The sequence below is a fragment of the Mycobacterium sp. 141 genome, from assembly GCF_000382405.1.
Classification (GTDB): Bacteria; Actinomycetota; Actinomycetes; order Mycobacteriales; family Mycobacteriaceae; genus Mycobacterium.
On record NZ_KB908256.1, the window covers coordinates 403,614 to 422,725 of the forward strand.

The window sequence follows — 19,112 nt, forward strand, 5'->3', positions numbered from 1 at the left end:
CCATGGGCGAGCCAGAGCAGTTCGACACCATCATCGTTGGTGCCGGACAGGCCGGCCCCCCGCTGGCCGGGCGGCTCACCGCAGCAGGCAACACCGTTGCCGTGGTCGAACGCAAACTGGTGGGCGGTACCTGCGTGAACACCGGCTGTATTCCCACCAAGACATTGGTGGCCAGCGCCTATGCCGCGCACGTTGGCCGGCGCGGCGCTGAATACGGTGTCCACACAGGCGAAGTCACCGTGGACCTGGCCGAGGTCAAGGCCCGCAAGGACGGCATCATGCTGGCCGACCGGCACGGCGTCGAAACCTGGCTTGAGGGAATGGACGGGGCGTCGCTCATCCGGGGCCATGCCCGGTTCGTCGATCCGCACACCTTGGATGTCGACGGTCGGTTGCTATGCGCGGACCGGATCTTCCTCAACGTGGGTGGTCGCGCGGTGGCTCCGGATTTTCCCGGCCTGGCCGATATCGACTATCTGACCAACGTCGGGATCCTCGAACTGGATTCGCTGCCCGAGCACCTCGTCATCATCGGTGGCAGCTACATTGCACTCGAGTTCGCCCAGATGTACCGCCGCTTCGGGGCCAAGGTCACGGTCGTCGAGCGGGGCCCACGGCTGACCTCACGGGAGGACGAGGACGTCTCGGCCGCGATCAAGGATATCCTCGAAGCCGAGGGTATCGGCATCGTGCTCAACGCCACCGACATCCGGTTTACCAAGCAGGACAACGGCTTCGAGGTTGTCCCCGCCGCCGGGTCAGCGATCGCGTCCCCACCTATGCGTTGTTCATCGATCCACCGCTGGGCCGGGTTGGGCTGACCGTCGACCAGGTCCGAGCCTCGGGCCGAAAAGCCTTGGTGTCCAAGCGTCCGATGACTCGTGTGGGCCGCGCGGTGGAGAAGGGCGAGTCACAGGGATTCATGAAAGTGGTGGTCGACGCCGAGACCGAGGAGATCCTCGGTGCGGCCATCCTCGGCGTCGGTGGCGACGAGGTTATCCACTGCATCGTCGACGTGATGACCGCCAAACTGCCCTACACCGCCATATCCCGCACCATGCACATCCACCCCACGGTCAGTGAGCTGGTGCCGACACTGCTGCAGGACCTGCGGCCGCTGGACTGAGGCTGCGGCCGATGTTCAATTGGCGGGTCACCAGCGCCACGCGCGCGCCGAGGTGCCGGCAGGTGGCGACGTCGGCGGGGTGCACCTGGTCGGAGCCGGCATCCACATCGGTGGCGGCGCCGGCCCCGAGCCAGAAGCCCAGTCGGTTGAGATCGTCGGCACCACCGGTCGAGCTGTTCCAGCCGGGAGCCAAACCCAGGTTCACCCAATGCATGTGGTGCTGGGCAGCGAAGATCGACAAGGAGCTCAGGGTGCCGAGCTTGTCGCCGCTCTTGCAGCCGGAGTTGGTGAAACCGCCCGCGACCTTGTCCCGCCAGGTGCCCTCGACGCAGCGTCGACCGGTCTTCTCCGCGAAGGCCTGGAAGGCGGCCGACACGTTGCCCATATAGGTGGCGCTTCCGAAGATCATCGCGTCGACGTTGTCGAGGAGATCCCACTGGACCTCGGTGATGGTGTCGACCGGGACGAGGCTGACGTCGGCACCGGCCGCGGCCGCCCCGGCGGCCACCGCCTCGGCCAGGGTCGCGGTGTGCCCGAATCCGGAGTGGTAGACCACTGCGACGGTAGGCGCTGCGATATCGGATCCGTTGTGGGACATGGCTATACCCCTTCCCATTGTTGTCCTAACGATGCTGCGACTTCTTGGTACCGCTGTCCCCAGTCGGGCAGTGCTTTTCCCGCAAGATGGGCTTCGAGCCGGTCCAGGAATGCATGCGTGCCGGGATGGAAACCCTGCGCGTCGCGGACGGTGAGCCCGCGGTGGCTGAATCGCAGCAGGGTGCCGTCGCCGTCGGGTGTGAGTTCGTAGCGCACCACGCCGGTGTCCTTGAGGATCGGCTGGTTCCATTCGTGCTCGAAGACCCGCGGCGGATCCCACACCCGGATCCGACCGGTCATCTTCATCTGATCGGGCTGCAGGGGTGGACCGTTGGGCACCATCTCGATGGTCCCGCCCTCACGGGCGTCGAGCACGGTCTCACCCATCCACTGATTACGCTGCACGGGGTCGGTGATCGCTGACCACACCGTATCCACGGAATAGGGCAGGTGGCGTTCGAAGGTGAGGGCCGCCCGATCACCGTCGATCGTGAGTTTCCCTTCACGCGCGGTCATTTGGTCTCCTTGCGGGTCGATTCGAGGTGACGTTCCAGGGCGTCGAGGTGGTTGGTCCAGTAGCGGCGGTAGCGGTCGATCCATGCGTCGATCTGCACCAGGCCGTCGGCCCGCAGCGCGTAGATGCGACGTTGGGCATCGGGCCGTACCTCGACGAGGCCGACCTCGCGAAGAACCTTCAGATGCCGCGACACGGTCGGCTGGGTCAGCCCGGGCAAAGTAGCGACGAGTTCACCGGCGGTGCGCTCACCGTTGGTAAGCGCGTCGAGCAGTGCTCGTCTGCTCGGTTCGGCGACGGCCTCGAAGACATCCATGCCTTGAGTATTGCATTATATCTATATAGATGCAAGAGAATATAATAACCCGATCTGACGTCAGTGCCGCCGCGCCAGCAGGGCTTTTCAGCAGACCCAAACCGCTGCGGTGCCGTCCCTGCCACGACATACTCAGATGCGCGCACGCACAGGGTCAAGATCGGCCGTAGTCGCTGTGCCCGGAGAGGAATTCGTGACGTGCTGACACAACTTGCCGACTCCGGTCGCGGCTTCGACGGACACGAGGACGTGCAGGAGACCACCTTCGCGCTGGATGCCTTCTCCCGGTTCGTGTGCAACACGATCGACGAGGTAGCCGATGCGCAACGGCAGGGCGGTTTCGAGTTCGACGTGATCGTGATCGGGTCCGGGATGTATGGCGCGTTCACCGCAGCCAAGATCTACGAGCGTGCACGACGCCGTCCGCTGGAGCGCAGGCCCAGAGTACTGGTGCTCGAGGCGGGCCCGTTCCTGATTTCGGAGCACTTCCAGAATCTGACGCGGGTCGGACCGTTCTTCGAGCTCGTCAACAGGCCTGCCGTTGACGAGAACCAGTCGTTTCTGAGTCAGATCAACTACGCGGGAGGGCCGCTTCAAGGGATCGTCCCCCACCACCGATGCGTCGGAGGCAAGTCCCTCTTCTGGGGCGGTTGGGCGCCGCCGCTGATGAACGACGACCAGCAGGACGACCTGGCGCAATGGCCTCGGGAGGTCCGGGAGTTCCTACTCTCGCCCGAGGGCTATGACGAAGTTGCGCGGCAGATCGGAACCGACGTCACCATCGACTACATTCACGGGCCGCTGATGGACCATCTGCTGTCGGTGACGCAGCGTGTCGTCGGCGACGGGGTGGTTCCGCACCTGACGGGGGTAGTCGAGGCACCGATAGCGGTCCACGCCGAGGGATTCGAATCGGGGTTGCTGTCCATGGGCAAGTTCAGCAGCCTCCCGCTGCTGCTCGACTCTATCCGCGAAGACGCGGAGAGCTCGGGCGGGTCCAACGCCAACCGCTTCCTCTTCCTGGTCCCCAACACAGAAGTCTTGCGCATCGACACCGCGGAAGGTCGCGCGACGACGCTGGTGTTGGCCGTCCGCGAACCGTCGAGGGATGCGAATAACCCCGGTATGGTGCGGCGCATCGTACGGTTCGGCCTCTCCGGAGGCGCGATGGTGTGCCTTGCCGGCAACGCCATCAACTCGACACGTCTTGCGCTGAACTCCTTTCCGAAGCCCCGCGAGCTTGGGCCGGATCTGACGGGCAAGAACTTGATGGTTCACGTCCGCGGAAACTATTCGTGGCGGGTCCGCAAGAGCGCCCTGCAGTTGCCGTCGACCTCGGTTCTTGGCACCAGCGCGCTGCATGTCGGGGGTCGATTGCCGATCGGTCCACCTGTTAATCGATTGGGCCGCTTCCATTTCCAGTTATATGCCGTGCGCAGCAACAACGACAGCCGAAACTACGAGGAGTTTCTGTACCGCCTGATTCCCAACGTTGAGGACCTCAACGAGGTCGAGCAGGCGATCTCGAGCACGGATATGGATGACTGGATTGTCGTCGGCATCAGAACCTGCGGTGAGACGTTCGGTGACCGGAATGCCGATTTCAGTCAGCGGGATTCGAGTTTCATCTCGGTGAATCCGCACGGTGGCGCGGGTGACGATGTCTACTACGACGAACGCGGCGACGAGATCCGCGTCCCGAAGGTTTTCGTGACAATTATCGAACGAGAAACGGATGCGGCCGTGCGGGCGGCTCAGACGGAGGCCGCGTTCGCGTTTGCCGCCGCGATGGTGAACAAGCCTGCTGCGGCGGCCCGGTCTACAACCGACAACGACTTACAGTTCATCGGCGGCCACGAGGACGGAGTAGGGACGACCTACCACGAGAGCGGCACGCTGTGGCTTGGCGAACATCCCGACAGTTCGGTAACCGACGTGCACGGACACTTACACCATGTGAGCAACGTATTCTGCGTCGACCAGGCGATCTTTCCGACCGTCGGTTCTGCGAACCCCGTTCCTACCGGACTCGCATTCGGCAATCTGGTTGCAACGCATATCCTTTCGAGATTCACGTCGGCCCCGACCGCGCCGCTCGAAGACGGCTTTGTGTCGATCTTCGACGGAACCCTCGATCAATGGGATCACTTCGGCGAGGGCACCATTCAGGCTCTTCCGGGTCTGGGCATCGTCGAATGTGGCACTGTCGGAGCGGAAAGCAGGCTCGGGTTCGTCCGCACGCGCCGAACCTTCCGCAATTTCGTCCTTCGGCTGGACTGGAAGGCTTTCGACATCAGGGCCAATGGCGGAATATTCCTGCGGATGCCGGAAGTCGCTGACGGAAACCTGAGCCAGGTCTACACCAACAGCATCGAGATACAGATCGACGAGACGGGCAAAGACTTCGACGCCACTCGCGAGCCCCGGGTGGTCTACGGCAGTAGCCTGCACAAGACGGGTGCGGTATACGGAATCGCGCCCGCAACTCGTTGGGCGTCGAAGGCCGTCAGCCCGAGGTTCGCGGAAGGATATTGGAACGCCTTCGAGATTGCGGTCAACGGAGACCGTATCAACGTGTGGTTGAACGGTGAGCAAGTGGTGCGGCAGGCGCATCTGCCTGCCCGCCTGGTCGGCGCAGGCGCCATCGGCCTTCAGTGCCATACCGACGTTGTTCAGTTCCGCAACATCCGCATTCGCGAGATCTAACCCGACGCGATGGTGCTTGTGTCATGCCCACCGGGGAACCCTCGGGCACGAAGCCGACGATAGTGGCAACCGATCACGCCGCCGGCTCCGTCGGCGCCGGCAAGGGCTCGGGCCAGCCCGGGTAAGGGGGCGGTGTACCACCGAACGAGGGACACAGTGCCTGATGTGGACACCGCGAGCAGAGTCGTGACGGGCTGGGCCGGAAATCTCCTGTGGCGCCTGCGGTTTGGATGGCCCGCCAGATCGCCATCAGGGTCCGCTCGAAGCGGAGCAGTTCGTCGGCGTCGGGAGAATAGTCGAGTACCTGGCCGTCGGCGAGGTACACCAGCCGCAGCCGAGCCGGCATCACGTTGCGTGACCGCAGCAACGCGACTGCATAGAACTTCATCTGGAACATCGCCTTGAACTCGGCCATGGTCCGTGTCTCCGGTGGGGCCCTACCGGTCTTGTAGTCCACCACGCGTAGCTCACCGGTCGGCGCGATGTCGACACGGTCGACGAACCCGCGCAGCAGCGTGCCGTCGGTCAGCTCGACCTCGATGCGCAGCTCGCAGCTGTCCGGGTCGAAGTGGGTCGGATCCTCCAGCCGGTAGTAACCCGACAGCAACGCGCGGGCTTCCTCGAACAGGGCCGGGGACGCCATGTCGGCCAGTTCCGGCTCAGTGGCCACCACCTGTGCCCACGCCGGTTCGACGAGCGCGAGCGCGGTGTCCTGTACCCGCTCGGCCGCGGGTAGGCCGTAGAGCTGCTCCAGGGCCGCGTGGACGAGCGATCCGCGCAGTTGGGCGGGTGAGTGGGGCTCCGGTAGCCGGTCGATGGCCCGGAAGCGGTACAGCAGCGGACAGCGCTTGAAATCGCCCGCTCGTGATGGTGAGAGTGCCGGCCTGCGCACCGGCCCGGCAAGCGTTGTTGCCGCCGTCCCTTCACCCATATCGACAGCCTATGACCGGGTACCGACAACTTTGCGGTAACCCGCGCACCCGGCGCGGCGGCCGTGCTGGCAGGCTGAGTGACCGTGCCAAGGACCGGACCGTTCGCCGTGGGTGACCGTGTGCAGCTCACCGATGCCAAGGGAAGGCACTACACGATGGTGCTGACGCCGGGTGGTGAATTCCACACCCACCGCGGGATCATCGCGCTCGACGGGGTGATCGGCCTGCCGGAGGGCAGTGTCGTCAAATCCACCAACGGCGACCAGTTCCTGGTCCTGCGCCCGCTCCTGGTCGACTACGTGATGTCGATGCCACGGGGTGCTCAGGTGATCTATCCCAAGGACGCCGCCCAGATCGTGCACGAGGGCGACATCTTCCCGGGCGCGCGGGTGTTGGAGGCGGGTGCCGGTTCGGGCGCGCTGACGTGTTCTCTACTGCGGGCCGTCGGGCCTGAAGGCGCGGTGATCTCCTACGAGGTCCGCGACGACCATGCCGTGCATGCCGAACGCAATGTCATCACGTTCTTCGGCGAGCGGCCGGGAAACTGGGACCTGGTCATCGCCGATCTCTCGGACTACAGCGGGCCAGAGGTGGACCGCGTGGTGCTGGACATGCTGGCTCCGTGGGAAGTGCTGCCCACCGTCTCGCAGGCGCTGGTGGCCGGCGGAGTCTTGATGATCTACGTCGCGACCGTCACCCAGCTCTCCCGCATCGTAGAGGCGTTGCGCGAGCAGCAATGCTGGACCGAGCCGCGCGCGTGGGAGAGCATGCAGCGGGGCTGGCACGTGGTGGGCCTGGCGGTGCGTCCGCAGCACACCATGCGGGGGCATACGGCGTTTCTGGTCAGCGTGCGCAAATTGGCGCCGGGCGCGGTGGCGCCGATGCCGCTGCGGCGTAAGCGTCAGCTCGGCGGCAGCGTCTAACCGGAAGTCCGACGGTCAGTCGTCGCTGTTGCCCAAACCCCGACGGGCGGACAACAACTCCACTTCCGGACGGGCCGCGACGAGCCGCTCTGCGGCGTCGAGCACCTCGACCACGTGCGCACGGTCCCCGGCGACCACCGCGATACCGATCCCGGCGCGGCGGTGCAGCTCGTGGGCACCGGTCTCGGCGACCGACACGGCGAACCTGCGACGCAACTCGGCGACGATGGGCCGGATCACCGACCGCTTCTGCTTGAGCGAATGGACGTCACCGAGCAGCAGATCGAATTCCAGCCAGCCGATCCACATACGCGGTTCACGGGGTCGGGGTCGGAACCGGACTGGCGCTGCGGCCCAGGTCCAGCAGCATGTCGGCGGTGCGTCTGGTCAGCAGCCAGTCGGTGCCGTGCGGAGTGAACTCCATCGGGAAACTGAACTGCTTGCCGGGGTCTTTGGACAACGGTGCGGTGACCGTGATGGTGGCGACAACGTTGCCCGGCTCGGACTGTGACCAGGCGAGATCCTTGGCCTCGAAGTTCAACGGGGTGAAGCCGTCATCGGCCAGGGCCCGGCCGAACTTGTCCAGTGCGGCTGCGTCGTCGGCCGTCGAATACTCCACGAGGCCGACCTTGTTGGCGCCCGGGACGTTGACATCGGCCAGCCGGTACAGCACCCCGGTGAGGGCGTCCGGCGCCGGCAGGGGCGCAGCTGGCGGGGCAGCCGCGGTGGTCAGCGAAGTGGTCACCGGGGTGGTGGCCGGCGTAGCCGTCTGCCGTTCGTCGTGACTGCACCCAGACAGCCCAAGTGCCGCCACACACGTGGCGGCACTCAGGACCGCGATGCGGGTGCCCGCACGCGAGGAGGACCAACGGGTTCGGAACAACTAACCGCTAGTTGACCGACGACAGCAGGTTCAAGGCCGAGGCCTTGGAGATTTGCCAGCCGGTGGGGCTCGGGCCTGCCACGAACTGGATGTTCTGGGTGGCGGTGCCCCCGAGGTTCGACGTCGCGGTGACGTCGGCGGTGGCAACACCGCCTTCGTCGTCGATGTTGGCAACGCTGAACGTCAGCGGGAACTTGCCTTCGGCAGCGGCCCGGCTGTAAGCCCGGTCGGCCGCGATGCTCTCGACCCGGCCGATGCCGCCCTGGATGTAGGGGGCCTTGCCGCTGAACGAACCACCGGTAGCCAGCGCCTGCAGGGTCTGGGTCAGCGCGCTCTGCAACTCGGGCGCCGGCGCCTGCGGCAGCGGTGCATCGAATACGACCGGCTGTACGGCCGGCGCGGACGAGAGGGTGCTGGATGCAATGGAAGTCACACCTGCCGCGGCACCGCCCACGACAGCGGCCGCTCCTGCAGCTGCGACAAAGCCGGTAACGAGGGTCTTCAGGGTCACGACATTCCTTTCGATCGGACCAACTCAGTGATAGAGGCTAACAGTGGTGATGGTGTGTCGAGTTCCTAGACCACACACAAAGGCTGAATCGCCGGTAGCGTTGAAGTTGTTACTGCACCAACTTCCGGTGCGGGAGGGAGCGCAAGATGAGCGAGTCAGAGCGTTCGGACGGTTACACCGAGGGTTTCCCGGGTAGTCACTCGGGGCCCCGGTCCAGCGAAGAAGCCGCCGAGCTGGAATCGTTGCGCCGGGAGGCCGCAGTGTTGCGCGAGCAACTGGAAAACGCGGTGGGTCCCCAGAGCGGTTTGCGCAGTGCCCGTGACGTGCATCAGCTCGAGGCACGGATCGATTCGCTGGCCGCACGCAACGCCAAGTTGATGGACACTCTCAAAGAAGCTCGTCAGCAGCTACTTGCACTCCGCGAGGAGGTCGACCGACTCGGCCAGCCGCCCAGCGGGTACGGAGTGCTGTTGTCCACCCACGAGGACGACACCGTCGACGTGTTCACCTCCGGTCGCAAGATGCGGCTGACGTGCTCGCCCAACATCGAGACGGCCACGCTCAAGCAAGGTCAGACGGTTCGGCTCAACGAGGCTCTGACGGTCGTCGAGGCCGGCAGCTTCGAGGCGGTCGGTGAGATCAGCATGCTGCGCGAGATCCTGGCCGACGGACACCGCGCCCTGGTGGTCGGTCACGCCGACGAGGAGCGCATCGTGTGGCTCGCCGAGCCGCTGGTGGCCGCCAGTGAGCTGCCCGAAGACTCGGGTGTACTGCTCGACGACAGCCGGCCGCGCAAGTTGCGTCCGGGCGACTCGCTGCTGGTCGACACGAAGGCCGGCTATGCGTTCGAACGCATCCCCAAGGCCGAGGTCGAGGATCTGGTGCTGGAGGAGGTGCCTGATGTCAGCTACCTCGACATCGGTGGCCTGAGTAGGCAGATCGAGCAGATCCGTGACGCCGTCGAGCTGCCGTTCCTGCACAAGGAGCTCTACAAGGAGTACGCGCTGCGTCCGCCGAAGGGTGTGCTGCTCTACGGTCCGCCCGGCTGCGGCAAGACACTGATCGCCAAGGCCGTTGCCAACTCACTGGCCAAGAAGATGGCGGAGGTGCGAGGCGACGACGCCCGCGAGGCGAAGAGCTATTTCCTCAACATCAAGGGCCCCGAGCTGCTGAACAAGTTCGTCGGTGAGACCGAACGGCACATCCGGATGATCTTCCAGCGGGCCCGCGAGAAGGCCTCCGAAGGCACCCCGGTGATCGTGTTCTTCGACGAGATGGACTCGATCTTCCGCACCCGTGGCACCGGCGTCAGCTCGGATGTCGAGACAACCGTTGTGCCCCAGCTCCTTTCCGAGATCGACGGTGTCGAGGGTCTGGAGAATGTCATCGTTATCGGCGCCTCCAACCGTGAGGACATGATCGACCCGGCGATCCTGCGGCCAGGCCGTCTGGACGTCAAGATCAAGATCGAGCGGCCGGATGCAGAGTCGGCACAGGACATTTTCAGCAAGTACCTCACCGAGGACTTGCCGGTTCACGCCGACGATCTGACCGAGTTCGGTGGCGATCGCGCCGCCTGCATCAAAGCCATGATCGAGAAGGTCGTCGACCGGATGTACGCCGAGATCGACGACAACCGGTTCCTGGAGGTCACCTACGCCAACGGTGACAAAGAAGTCATGTACTTCAAGGACTTCAACTCCGGAGCGATGATTCAGAACGTGGTGGATCGGGCGAAGAAGAACGCGATCAAGGCGGTGCTGGAGACCGGTCAACCCGGCCTGCGTATCCAGCATCTGCTCGACTCGATCGTGGACGAATTCGCCGAGAACGAGGATCTGCCCAACACCACCAATCCCGATGACTGGGCCCGGATCTCGGGCAAGAAGGGTGAGCGGATCGTGTACATCCGCACGCTGGTCACCGGGAAGAGCAGCAGCGCGAGCCGGGCGATCGACACCGAGTCGAACCTGGGGCAGTACCTGTAGCCGTCCCTCGCGCAAGCAGACTGCCCCAAATCCGTTGATTTGGGGCAGTTTTGCGTCCACTCGGCGATTGGCGTTACCGCAGGTCGTTGGGTATGAACCGGAAGGCGGTGGGATGCCCCCGAGTCCGTGTGCGGGTTGATTCGGATACCTGGGTGTGTCTAACGTAGAAAGCACCGATGCTTTGAACTGATGATGATTGCTGAACTTTCGGTGGTGAATTTCTACACGCTATGCACGTATTCGAAGGCGCTCCAGGGCGCACATGCGGTGCCGGTGCCCGCGATTCCCGAGACCGGCTGTTTTCCGAACAGTCGTTTCAGGCCCGGGTGCTGCGCGCCCCGGTCGGCACCGACGCGATCGGCATCCGCGAACTTGCCGCTGCCACAGGTGTTCTCGACCTGAACTCCACGTACGCCTATCTGCTTCTTGCGACCGACTTCGCGGCCACCTCGATCGTGGCCGAAACCGATGACGTGCTGTGCGGATTCATCACCGGATACCAGCCGCCCACACGGCCCGGCGTGTTGTTCGTGTGGCAGGTGGCCGTCGCCCCGGCGGTGCAGGGTGGCGGCGTGGCCAGCGCGATGATCGACACGCTCGTGCGCCGTGTTCATTCGGCGCAGGGCGGACGACCACTCACCGTCGAGGCCACGGTCGCACCCGGCAACCTGGCGTCGCGCGCGTTCTTCGGCGCCTTCGCGCGCCGCCACGGTGTGTCGCTCACCGAGCACCCGCGTTTCACCAGCGAACTTCTCGATTCAGCAAACGGGCATGACGACGAACCGGTCCTTCGCATCGGGCCGATCGATGTTCCACCATCGCGCTGAACCTGTTCGTACCGCAGTTAATTCGTACTGATCGGAGGATTTTCCATGTCGCTTGCCGCGACAGCACCACCGCTGACCGAGTCTGACCTGCCTGAGGTTTTCGACTCGGTCGAGTCCGAGGTTCGTAGCTACTGCCGGGGCTGGCCCACCGTGATGCACCGCGCCACCGACTCACGGGTGACCGATACCACGGGCCGCTGCTACATCGACTTCTTCGCCGGCGCAGGTGCATTGAACTACGGGCACAACAACCCCGCGCTCAAGGCGCCGCTGCTGGACTACCTGGCTTCCGACGGCATCGTGCACTCGCTCGACATGGCCACCACCGCCAAACAGCGTTTCTTGGAGACGTTCGACCGGATGATCCTGCAGCCGCGGGGGCTGGATTTCAAGGTTCAGTTCCCGGGCCCCACCGGCGCCAACTCGGTCGAATCGGCCCTCAAACTCGCCCGCAAGGTGACGGGGCGGGAATCAATTGTGAGCTTCACCAACGCGTTTCACGGGATGACCCTCGGCGCGCTCTCGGTGACCGGCAACTCGATGAAACGTGCGGGTGCCGGAATTCCGCTGGTTCACGCCACCCCGATGCCGTACGACAACTACTTCGGCGGTGTCACCGAGGACTTCCACTGGTTCGAACGCGTCCTCGATGATTCGGGCAGCGGACTCAACCGGCCGGCCGCAGTGATCGTCGAAACTGTCCAGGGCGAAGGTGGATTGAACGTCGCCCGCGTCGAGTGGCTGCAGGCGCTGGCCGATCTGTGCCGGACCCGCGACATCCTGCTGATCGTGGACGACGTACAGATGGGCTGCGGACGCACGGGGCCGTTCTTCAGCTTCGAGGCCGCGGGCATCGTGCCGGACATCGTCACACTGTCGAAGTCGGTCAGCGGTTACGGCCTGCCGATGGCGCTGACCCTGTTTCGTCGTGAACTCGACGTCTGGGCCCCGGGTGAACACAACGGCACCTTTCGCGGTCACAACCCGGCCTTCACCACCGCCACCGCAGCCCTCGAAAAGTACTGGAAAAACGATGAGTTCAGCCTCGCCACCGCGGCAAAGGGGGAGATGGTCCGGGCCCGGCTGGAAGAGATCGCGGCACGCCACGACGGAGTGTCGGCCCGCGGCCGAGGCATGGCGCAGGGCCTGAAGTTCGAGGACGCCGAGCGCGCGTCGCAGGTGTGCCGCGCGGCGTTCGACCGGGGCGCGCTCATGGAGACCAGCGGCCCGTCCGATGAGGTTGTCAAGCTGCTGCCGCCACTCACCACGTCACACAGCGATCTGGAAGCCGGCCTGGACATCCTGGCCGAGTCGGTCGCGATCACCTTGAACTGAAGGAGAATTCGACATGATCGTGCGCACCACTGCGGAGATCACCGGGACTGACCGTGATGTCTCCGACGGCACTTGGCGGTCCAAGCGCATCATTCTGGCCGGCGACGGGGTCGGGTTCTCGTTCCACGAGACCACGATCGACGCCGGGTCGGTCAACGAGTTCCACTACCAGCACCACGTTGAGGCGGTCTGGGTGGTCGAGGGTGCGGGCACGCTGACCAACCTGGAGACCGGTGAACGCCACCCGCTGAGGCCGGGCAGCATGTACCTGCTCAACGGACATGAGCGCCACCGGGTGACCTGCGACGAACAGCTGCGAATGCTGTGCGTCTTCAATCCGCCGGTCACCGGGCGGGAGGTTCACGACGAGGCCGGCGCCTATCCGCCGCCGGAGTCCGTCGCATGAGCGACCCGTATCCCACCAGGCTCGATCACGCCATCACGCCCATTCCACGCCGGGAACCCGCGGTGTGGGGCACCGAATCCGACGGGCCGCTCTCCCAGCAGCACCTGGACTGGTTCGCGGCTCAGGGGTATCTGGTGCGGCCGGACACCGTCGCCGACGACATGCTGCCGGCGCTCCGTCATGAACTGGACCGTGTCGCAGCCGATCTGGGCGACGACGACCCGCGGGTGATTCGGGAGCCGGGCGGATCCATCCGGTCGATCTTCGAACCGCATCTCCTCAGTGAGCTTGTCGCGCAAGTGGTTCGCCTCGACACGGTGCTGCCGGTGGCGCGTCAGGTGCTCGGCAGTGACGTCTACATCCACCAGGCCAGGATCAATCTCATGCCGGGTTTCACCGGCACCGGCTTCTACTGGCACTCCGACTTCGAGACCTGGCACGCCGAGGACGGGATGCCCTCGATGCGGGCGGTGTCGTGTTCGATCGCGCTGACGCACAATTATCCGTACAACGGGTCGCTCATGGTCGTGCCCGGATCGCACCAGACGTTCTATCCATGTGTCGGCGCGACCCCGGACAACAATCACGACACCTCGCTCGTGCTGCAGAACATCGGTGTTCCCGACGAGACGACCCTGACAAAGGCTGTCGACCACCACGGGATCGACCAGTTCACCGGCCCGCCGGGGTCGGCGCTGTGGTTCGACGCGAACCTGCTGCACGGTTCCGGTTCCAACATCACACCGCTACCGCGGTCAAACATCTTCCTGGTGTTCAACTCGACGGAGAACCAACTGGGGGAGCCGTTCGCCGCACCCCGGCGGCGGCCGGAATACCTGGCGGCCCGGTGCGCAGCCCGCGTCACCTAGGCTGGTTGCATGCACCGGATTATCGGAACTGAGGTCGAGTACGGCATATCCTCACCCTCCGATCCGACCGCCAACCCGATCCTGACATCGACGCAGGCGGTGCTGGCGTATGCCGCGGCTGCCGGTATCCAACGGGCCAAGCGCACGCGGTGGGACTACGAGGTCGAATCTCCGCTGCGCGACGCTCGTGGGTTCGACCTCTCCCGCCCGTCCGGGCCGCCGCCGATCGTCGACGCCGACGAGGTCGGTGCGGCCAACATGATCCTCACCAACGGCGCGCGGCTCTACGTCGACCACGCCCACCCGGAGTACTCCGCGCCCGAGGTCACCGACCCGATGGATGCGGTGATCTGGGACAAGGCCGGTGAGCGGGTCATGGAAGCTGCCGCGCGCCACGTCGCCAGCGTTCCCGGTGCCGCCAAGCTGCAGCTCTACAAGAACAACGTGGACGGCAAGGGTGCGTCGTACGGCTCGCACGAAAACTACTTGATGAGCCGCCATACCCCGTTTTCCGCGGTGATTGCGGGATTCACCCCGTTCCTGGTGTCGCGCCAGGTGGTGACCGGTTCCGGTCGTGTCGGTATCGGGTCCTCGGGCGACGAGCCGGGCTTTCAGCTGTCCCAGCGGGCTGACTACATCGAGGTCGAGGTCGGCCTGGAGACGACGCTCAAGCGCGGCATCATCAACACCCGCGACGAGCCGCACGCCGACGCCGACAAGTACCGCAGGCTGCACGTCATCATCGGCGATGCCAACCTCGCGGAGACCTCCACCTACCTCAAGGTCGGCACCAGCTCGCTGGTGCTGGACCTCATCGAAGAGGGGATCGACCTCTCCGACCTGGCGTTGGCCCGCCCGGTGCACGCGGTCCATGTGATCAGCCGCGACCCGTCGCTGCGAGCCACCGTCGCGCTCGCCGACGGCCGCGAGGTCACCGCGCTCGCGCTGCAGCGCATGTACTTGGACCGGGTGGCCAAACTGGTGGACAGCCGCGACCCCGATCCGCGGGCCAGCCACGTCGTTGAGACCTGGGCGGAGGTGCTCGACCTGCTTGAGCGTGACCCCATGGAATGCGCCGAAATCCTCGACTGGCCGGCCAAGCTACGGCTGCTGGAAGGCTTCCGCCGCCGGGAGAACCTGAGCTGGTCGGCACCGCGGTTGCACCTGGTGGATCTGCAGTACTCCGACGTCCGGTTGGAGAAGGGTCTCTACAACCGACTGGTGGCGCGAGGCTCCATGAAGCGGCTCGTTACCGAGCAGCAGGTCATCGAAGCGGTCGACAACCCACCGACCGACACCCGTGCCTACTTCCGCGGGGAGTGCCTGCGCCGCTTCGGCGCCGACATCGCTGCGGCGAGTTGGGATTCGGTGATCTTCGATCTCGGCGGTGATTCGCTCGTGCGGATTCCAACCCTGGAACCGCTGCGCGGCAGCAGAGCGCACGTCGGGGCGTTGCTGGATTCGGTGGACAGCGCCGCGGAGTTGGTCGAACAGCTCACAACCTGACGGGTCGCCATCCCGGGCAATCCGGGTGTTGACCGGTAGTGTGGAAAGTACCGGCAGGCGGTATTGCGTCAGTCGATGACAATTCAGGAGGCAGCGATGGCTCAGGAGCAGACCAAGCGTGGCGGTGGCGGCGGTGACGACGATGATGTCCCCGGCACAACGGCCGCAGGCCAGGAGCGTCGCGAGAAGCTGACCGAGGAAACCGACGACCTGCTGGACGAGATCGACGATGTGCTGGAGGAGAACGCCGAGGACTTCGTGCGCGCGTACGTCCAAAAGGGCGGCCAGTGATCTGGCGCGAAAACCTGTCCTCATCCCTTCCCGGAACACCAGCTATAACAGCGGACCTCTCGTCCTTCTCGGATCTGTTGCGTCGTCAGAGTCCTGATCTGCTACCGGTTCACCACGTCGCCGGTGGCCCCGTTCCGACCAGCGCTGTGCCGCACGGCACGACCATCGTCGCGATCAAGTATCCCGGCGGTGTCGTCATCGCCGGTGATCGGCGGGCCACGCAGGGCAACATGATCGCCAGCCGTGATGTGGAGAAGGTGCACATCGCGGACGATTACACCGCCACGGGCATCGCGGGTACCGCCGCTATCGCCGTCGAGTTCGCCAGGCTCTACGCCGTCGAGCTGGAGCACTACGAGAAGGTCGAGGGTGTGCCGCTGACCTTCCGCGGCAAGGTGAACCGCTTGGCGACCATGGTGCGCGGCAATCTCGGTGCGGCCCTTCAGGGTTTCGTGGCGTTGCCGTTGCTCGTCGGCTATGACGTCAACGACACCGATCCGGTCAATGCCGGCCGCATCGTGTCGTTCGACGCCGCCGGTGGCTGGAACATCGAGGAAGAGGGCTACCAGTCGGTGGGCTCGGGTTCGTTGTTCGCCAAGTCTTCGATCAAGAAGCTCTATCCCACGGTCACCGACGCCGATTCGGCGCTCAAGGTGGCTATCGAGGCGCTGTACGACGCCGCCGACGACGACTCGGCCACCGGCGGGCCGGATCTCGTGCGTGGTATCTACCCGACCGCGGTGACCATCGGAGCCGAGGGCGCTGAAGAGATCGCCGAGGCGCGCATCGCCGAACTGGCCCGCGAGGTGATCGAAAGTCGCACCGCAACGAGAGGTGACGGCTGATGAGCTTCCCGTACTTCATCTCGCCTGAGCAGGCGATGCGTGAGCGATCCGAGCTGGCCCGCAAGGGGATTGCCCGCGGCCGCAGCGTGGTCGTGCTCGCCTATGACAGCGGGGTGCTGTTCGTCGCGGAGAACCCGTCACGCTCCCTGCAGAAGGTCAGCGAACTGTACGACCGGGTCGGCTTCGCCGCTGTGGGCCGATTCAGCGAATTCGACAAGTTACGGGTGGGCGGCATCCAATACGCCGACACCCGTGGCTACGCCTACGACCGGCGCGACGTCACCGGCCGCCAACTGGCCAACGTGTATGCCCAAACTCTCGGCACCATCTTCACCGAGCAGCCCAAGCCGTTCGAGGTCGAGTTATGTGTGGCCGAGGTCGCCCACTATGGCGAGACGAAAGCGCCTGAGCTCTACCGGATCACCTACGACGGGTCGATCGCCGACGAACCGCACTATGTGGTGATGGGTGGTACCACCGAGCCGATCGTGAACAAGCTCAGTGAGTCCTACACCGAGAACGCCGATCTGGCGGCCGCCGTGAAGATCGCCGTCGAGGCGCTCAGTGCCGGTGCCGAGGGATCTGAGCCACGCAAACTGGGCCCGTCCACGCTCGAGGTGGCGGTCCTCGATGCCAAGCGGCCTCGTCGTTGTTTCCGGAGGATCGTCGGACCCGCTTTGGAAAGCCTGCTGCCCGAACCGGATCCGGACCCCGCGCCGGCCACGTAACCGACTTCAGCGCCGGAGCCGATCTCGCTCAGCTGATGATGTCGCGGATCAGTTCGGCGAACTTCTCAGGGCACTCCAGCGGTGTGAAATGCCCTACGCCGTCGGCCGTGTGCAACTGCACGTCGAGGAAGTAGTCGTCGAGACGGTCGGCCCAGGCTGTCGGGAACAGTGGATCGTGCTCGGGCCACAGCACATCGGTGTGGGCGTGGATCTTGACGGCCCGGTCCGGCGGCAGTTCAGTCAACGACTGGGCGACGGTGCCGGCTCCGGCGCGGTACCAGCCCAGCGAGGCGACGAATGCTCCGGGCAGTGCGTAGTCGGCGACGAGTCGGTCCAGATCGTCGTCGGTGACCGTGAATCCCGGCCCTGACCAATGGTTCCAGAAGTGGCGCAGATACTCCCGGACAATCTCGGGGTTCCCGTCGATCAGCCGCTCGGCGATCGGCAACTGGTGAAACGCCTGATACCAGAACTCGTGCTGGGCGTGCGGGCTGAGCACCCGGTCACCCGCTCCGGGCAGCGGAGGGGAGAGGACGAGCGCCTTCGCGAGGTGGGGGTGCATGCGGGCCACACTCTGTGCCACCCGGCTGCCGACGTCGTAGCCGGCCAGCACAACGTCGCTGAGACCTAATTCATGGATCAGGCCGACCACGCTGGCGGCCTGGGCGGTGGCACTGTAAAAGTGCTGCACGGCCGCCGCGTGTTTGTCGGAGCCGCCGAATCCGCGCAGGTCAGGCACGATCACGTCGGCCACGTCGGTCAGCAGCGGCACCACTTTGCGATAGTCCCGCCGGTTGCCCGGCCAGCCGTGCAGCAGCACCACGGGCGGCCCGCCCGCGATGCCGCGCCGATCGAACGCCAATCGGAATCCGTCCACCGGAGCGCTGCGCGAGGACATCAGTTAATTCTGATCCGATGCCACGGCCTTGTGGGCCAGGTTGGGAAAGGTTTGGGGTATCAGTGCTCGGCGGTCTCCGGACGCCAGCCCACATAGGTGAACCACAGGCCCATCGCTGTCAGCAGCAGGAAGAAGATCCTCGCCGCGATCAGCAGGCCCGAACTGCCCAGCGTGGTGTCGGCGCCGGTCCGGATCGCCGACGGGAAGGCCATCATCGTTACGCCGCGCAACGCCACGAACCATCCGAACAGCGAGATGAGCACGGCCGTCACGCTGTACCAGTACTGATGGAAGGCAATCACGATCAAGCCCAGCATCAGCATCGCCGCTCCCAGGATGCAGGGCAGGGTGCCGCTGGTGAACAGGTCGGACAGCAGATCGCCCAGCTGCGACAGCCGGATCGCGATGATGACGGTGGCTACGCTGCTGGAAGGCATCGTCGAGCAGATGGGGGAGAGCGCCACCGCCGGCCTGCGCCGCATCGTCGACGCTCCCGACATCACAGCATTGGAGAAACTCCACGCGTACTTCGCGGCGTCGTACGCATGGAAATCGGAGAACGTGACTGCTGTTGCCACCCTGATCCAGCTGTGGCATGACGAGAACAACGCGCTGTTGCGGCAGAAGATGACGCAGGGCTCGGTGCGCACCACGGCGCCCTTCCTGGAGGCGATCATCAGGCAGGGCCGCGCCGAAGGCGTCTTCGACACCGACTTCCCGCACGAGGCGGCCGGAATCATCGCCGCGATGGGCCTGCATATGGCCGATGCGTTCATCGACGCCATCCAGGCCGATGGTGCGGTTGCCCGACGGCTCTCTCGCCGACGAACTCTGAATACGATCGCCATCTGACCGATCCCGACCCGCGGGAGAAGTACCGCGTGCTGCCGCGTACGCGTACCTGCGGATCA

The 19,112-nt window shown here is 65.1% G+C and carries 21 protein-coding genes and 1 pseudogene; 13 read left to right on the forward strand and 9 right to left on the reverse strand.

Annotated elements, in window-relative coordinates; all coding sequences use genetic code 11:
• Positions 1-2: 2 nt before the first annotated feature.
• Positions 3-1,126: pseudogene (locus H276_RS22570) on the forward strand (mercuric reductase).
• On the opposite strand, the gene H276_RS0104655 reads toward H276_RS22570, so the two are convergent.
• The 3 genes from H276_RS0104655 to H276_RS0104665 are packed head-to-tail and all read right to left on the reverse strand — an operon-like array spanning position 1,077 to position 2,553.
• Complete coding sequence (locus H276_RS0104655) at positions 1,077-1,724, reverse strand: flavodoxin family protein (protein WP_019970144.1); 648 nt, start codon at positions 1,722-1,724, stop codon at positions 1,077-1,079. The pseudogene H276_RS22570 and the gene H276_RS0104655 sit on opposite strands and share 50 nt — an antisense overlap.
• 2 nt (positions 1,725-1,726) lie before the next feature.
• Positions 1,727-2,239, reverse strand: coding sequence for an SRPBCC family protein (locus H276_RS0104660; RefSeq protein WP_019970145.1), 513 nt, complete (start codon positions 2,237-2,239; stop codon positions 1,727-1,729).
• Complete coding sequence (locus tag H276_RS0104665; RefSeq protein ID WP_019970146.1) at positions 2,236-2,553, reverse strand: helix-turn-helix transcriptional regulator; 318 nt, start codon at positions 2,551-2,553, stop codon at positions 2,236-2,238. Before H276_RS0104665 ends, H276_RS0104660 begins: the two co-directional genes overlap by 4 nt.
• Before the next feature lie 450 nt (positions 2,554-3,003).
• Here H276_RS0104665 and H276_RS0104670 point away from each other — a divergent pair, with 450 nt between their 5' ends.
• Positions 3,004-5,259 (forward strand): family 16 glycoside hydrolase, encoded by a 2,256-nt coding sequence (locus H276_RS0104670; RefSeq protein WP_231376600.1) that lies wholly within the window; start codon positions 3,004-3,006, stop codon positions 5,257-5,259.
• A gap of 73 nt (positions 5,260-5,332) precedes the next feature.
• Here H276_RS0104670 and H276_RS0104675 read toward each other — a convergent pair whose 3' ends face one another.
• Complete coding sequence (locus H276_RS0104675) at positions 5,333-6,190, reverse strand: RecB family exonuclease (protein ID WP_019970148.1); 858 nt, start codon at positions 6,188-6,190, stop codon at positions 5,333-5,335.
• An 84-nt stretch (positions 6,191-6,274) separates the two neighbouring features.
• On the opposite strand from H276_RS0104675, the gene H276_RS0104680 reads away from it, so the two are divergent.
• Positions 6,275-7,114, forward strand: coding sequence for a tRNA (adenine-N1)-methyltransferase (locus H276_RS0104680; protein WP_026356590.1), 840 nt, complete (start codon positions 6,275-6,277; stop codon positions 7,112-7,114).
• A 15-nt stretch (positions 7,115-7,129) separates the two neighbouring features.
• Here H276_RS0104680 and H276_RS0104685 read toward each other — a convergent pair whose 3' ends face one another.
• From H276_RS0104685 to H276_RS0104695, 3 genes are read right to left on the reverse strand one after another with little or no spacing between them, the layout of a single operon-like run.
• Positions 7,130-7,423, reverse strand: coding sequence for a DUF503 domain-containing protein (locus H276_RS0104685; protein WP_019970150.1), 294 nt, complete (start codon positions 7,421-7,423; stop codon positions 7,130-7,132).
• A gap of 7 nt (positions 7,424-7,430) precedes the next feature.
• On the reverse strand, positions 7,431-7,955 hold the full coding sequence (locus H276_RS0104690; protein ID WP_026356591.1) for a hypothetical protein: 525 nt from the start codon (positions 7,953-7,955) through the stop codon (positions 7,431-7,433).
• Positions 7,956-8,004: 49 nt separating this feature from the next.
• A complete protein-coding gene (locus H276_RS0104695) occupies positions 8,005-8,508 on the reverse strand; it encodes a hypothetical protein (protein ID WP_019970152.1) in 504 nt (167 codons plus the stop codon).
• A 146-nt stretch (positions 8,509-8,654) separates the two neighbouring features.
• Here H276_RS0104695 and arc point away from each other — a divergent pair, with 146 nt between their 5' ends.
• From arc to prcA, 9 genes are all read left to right on the forward strand, one after another.
• On the forward strand, positions 8,655-10,496 hold the full coding sequence (gene arc, locus H276_RS0104700) for a proteasome ATPase (protein WP_019970153.1): 1,842 nt from the start codon (positions 8,655-8,657) through the stop codon (positions 10,494-10,496).
• A 230-nt stretch (positions 10,497-10,726) separates the two neighbouring features.
• Positions 10,727-11,323: a diaminobutyrate acetyltransferase gene (gene ectA / locus H276_RS0104705; protein ID WP_019970154.1), complete on the forward strand. Its 597-nt coding sequence runs from the start codon at positions 10,727-10,729 to the stop codon at positions 11,321-11,323.
• Between the two features lie 45 nt (positions 11,324-11,368).
• Positions 11,369-12,658: a diaminobutyrate--2-oxoglutarate transaminase gene (gene ectB / locus H276_RS0104710; protein WP_019970155.1), complete on the forward strand. Its 1,290-nt coding sequence runs from the start codon at positions 11,369-11,371 to the stop codon at positions 12,656-12,658.
• A 13-nt stretch (positions 12,659-12,671) separates the two neighbouring features.
• Positions 12,672-13,064, forward strand: a complete 393-nt coding sequence (locus H276_RS0104715; RefSeq protein ID WP_019970156.1) for an ectoine synthase — start codon at positions 12,672-12,674, stop codon at positions 13,062-13,064.
• On the forward strand, positions 13,061-13,933 hold the full coding sequence (gene thpD / locus H276_RS0104720) for an ectoine hydroxylase (protein WP_019970157.1): 873 nt from the start codon (positions 13,061-13,063) through the stop codon (positions 13,931-13,933). Before H276_RS0104715 ends, thpD begins: the two co-directional genes overlap by 4 nt.
• A gap of 9 nt (positions 13,934-13,942) precedes the next feature.
• The gene (dop, locus tag H276_RS0104725) at positions 13,943-15,439 is read left to right on the forward strand and encodes a depupylase/deamidase Dop (RefSeq protein ID WP_019970158.1); all 1,497 of its coding nucleotides are present in this window, start codon (positions 13,943-13,945) and stop codon (positions 15,437-15,439) included.
• Between the two features lie 96 nt (positions 15,440-15,535).
• The gene (locus H276_RS0104730) at positions 15,536-15,730 is read left to right on the forward strand and encodes a ubiquitin-like protein Pup (RefSeq protein ID WP_019970159.1); all 195 of its coding nucleotides are present in this window, start codon (positions 15,536-15,538) and stop codon (positions 15,728-15,730) included.
• Positions 15,727-16,575: a proteasome subunit beta gene (gene prcB / locus H276_RS0104735; RefSeq protein ID WP_081625392.1), complete on the forward strand. Its 849-nt coding sequence runs from the start codon at positions 15,727-15,729 to the stop codon at positions 16,573-16,575. Before H276_RS0104730 ends, prcB begins: the two co-directional genes overlap by 4 nt.
• On the forward strand, positions 16,575-17,303 hold the full coding sequence (gene prcA, locus H276_RS0104740; RefSeq protein WP_019970161.1) for a proteasome subunit alpha: 729 nt from the start codon (positions 16,575-16,577) through the stop codon (positions 17,301-17,303). The genes prcB and prcA overlap by 1 nt, the downstream gene beginning before the upstream one ends.
• Positions 17,304-17,331: 28 nt before the next feature.
• Here prcA and H276_RS0104745 read toward each other — a convergent pair whose 3' ends face one another.
• Positions 17,332-18,201, reverse strand: coding sequence for an alpha/beta fold hydrolase (locus tag H276_RS0104745; RefSeq protein ID WP_019970162.1), 870 nt, complete (start codon positions 18,199-18,201; stop codon positions 17,332-17,334).
• A 59-nt stretch (positions 18,202-18,260) separates the two neighbouring features.
• Positions 18,261-18,638 carry a hypothetical protein gene (locus tag H276_RS22575; protein ID WP_019970163.1) on the reverse strand — a complete coding sequence of 126 codons (378 nt, stop codon included), beginning with the start codon at positions 18,636-18,638 and terminating at the stop codon, positions 18,261-18,263.
• On the opposite strand from H276_RS22575, the gene H276_RS0104755 reads away from it, so the two are divergent.
• Positions 18,610-19,053 carry a hypothetical protein gene (locus tag H276_RS0104755; RefSeq protein WP_231376601.1) on the forward strand — a complete coding sequence of 148 codons (444 nt, stop codon included), beginning with the start codon at positions 18,610-18,612 and terminating at the stop codon, positions 19,051-19,053. The genes H276_RS22575 and H276_RS0104755 overlap by 29 nt on opposite strands.
• The last annotated feature ends 59 nt before the right edge of the window (positions 19,054-19,112 follow it).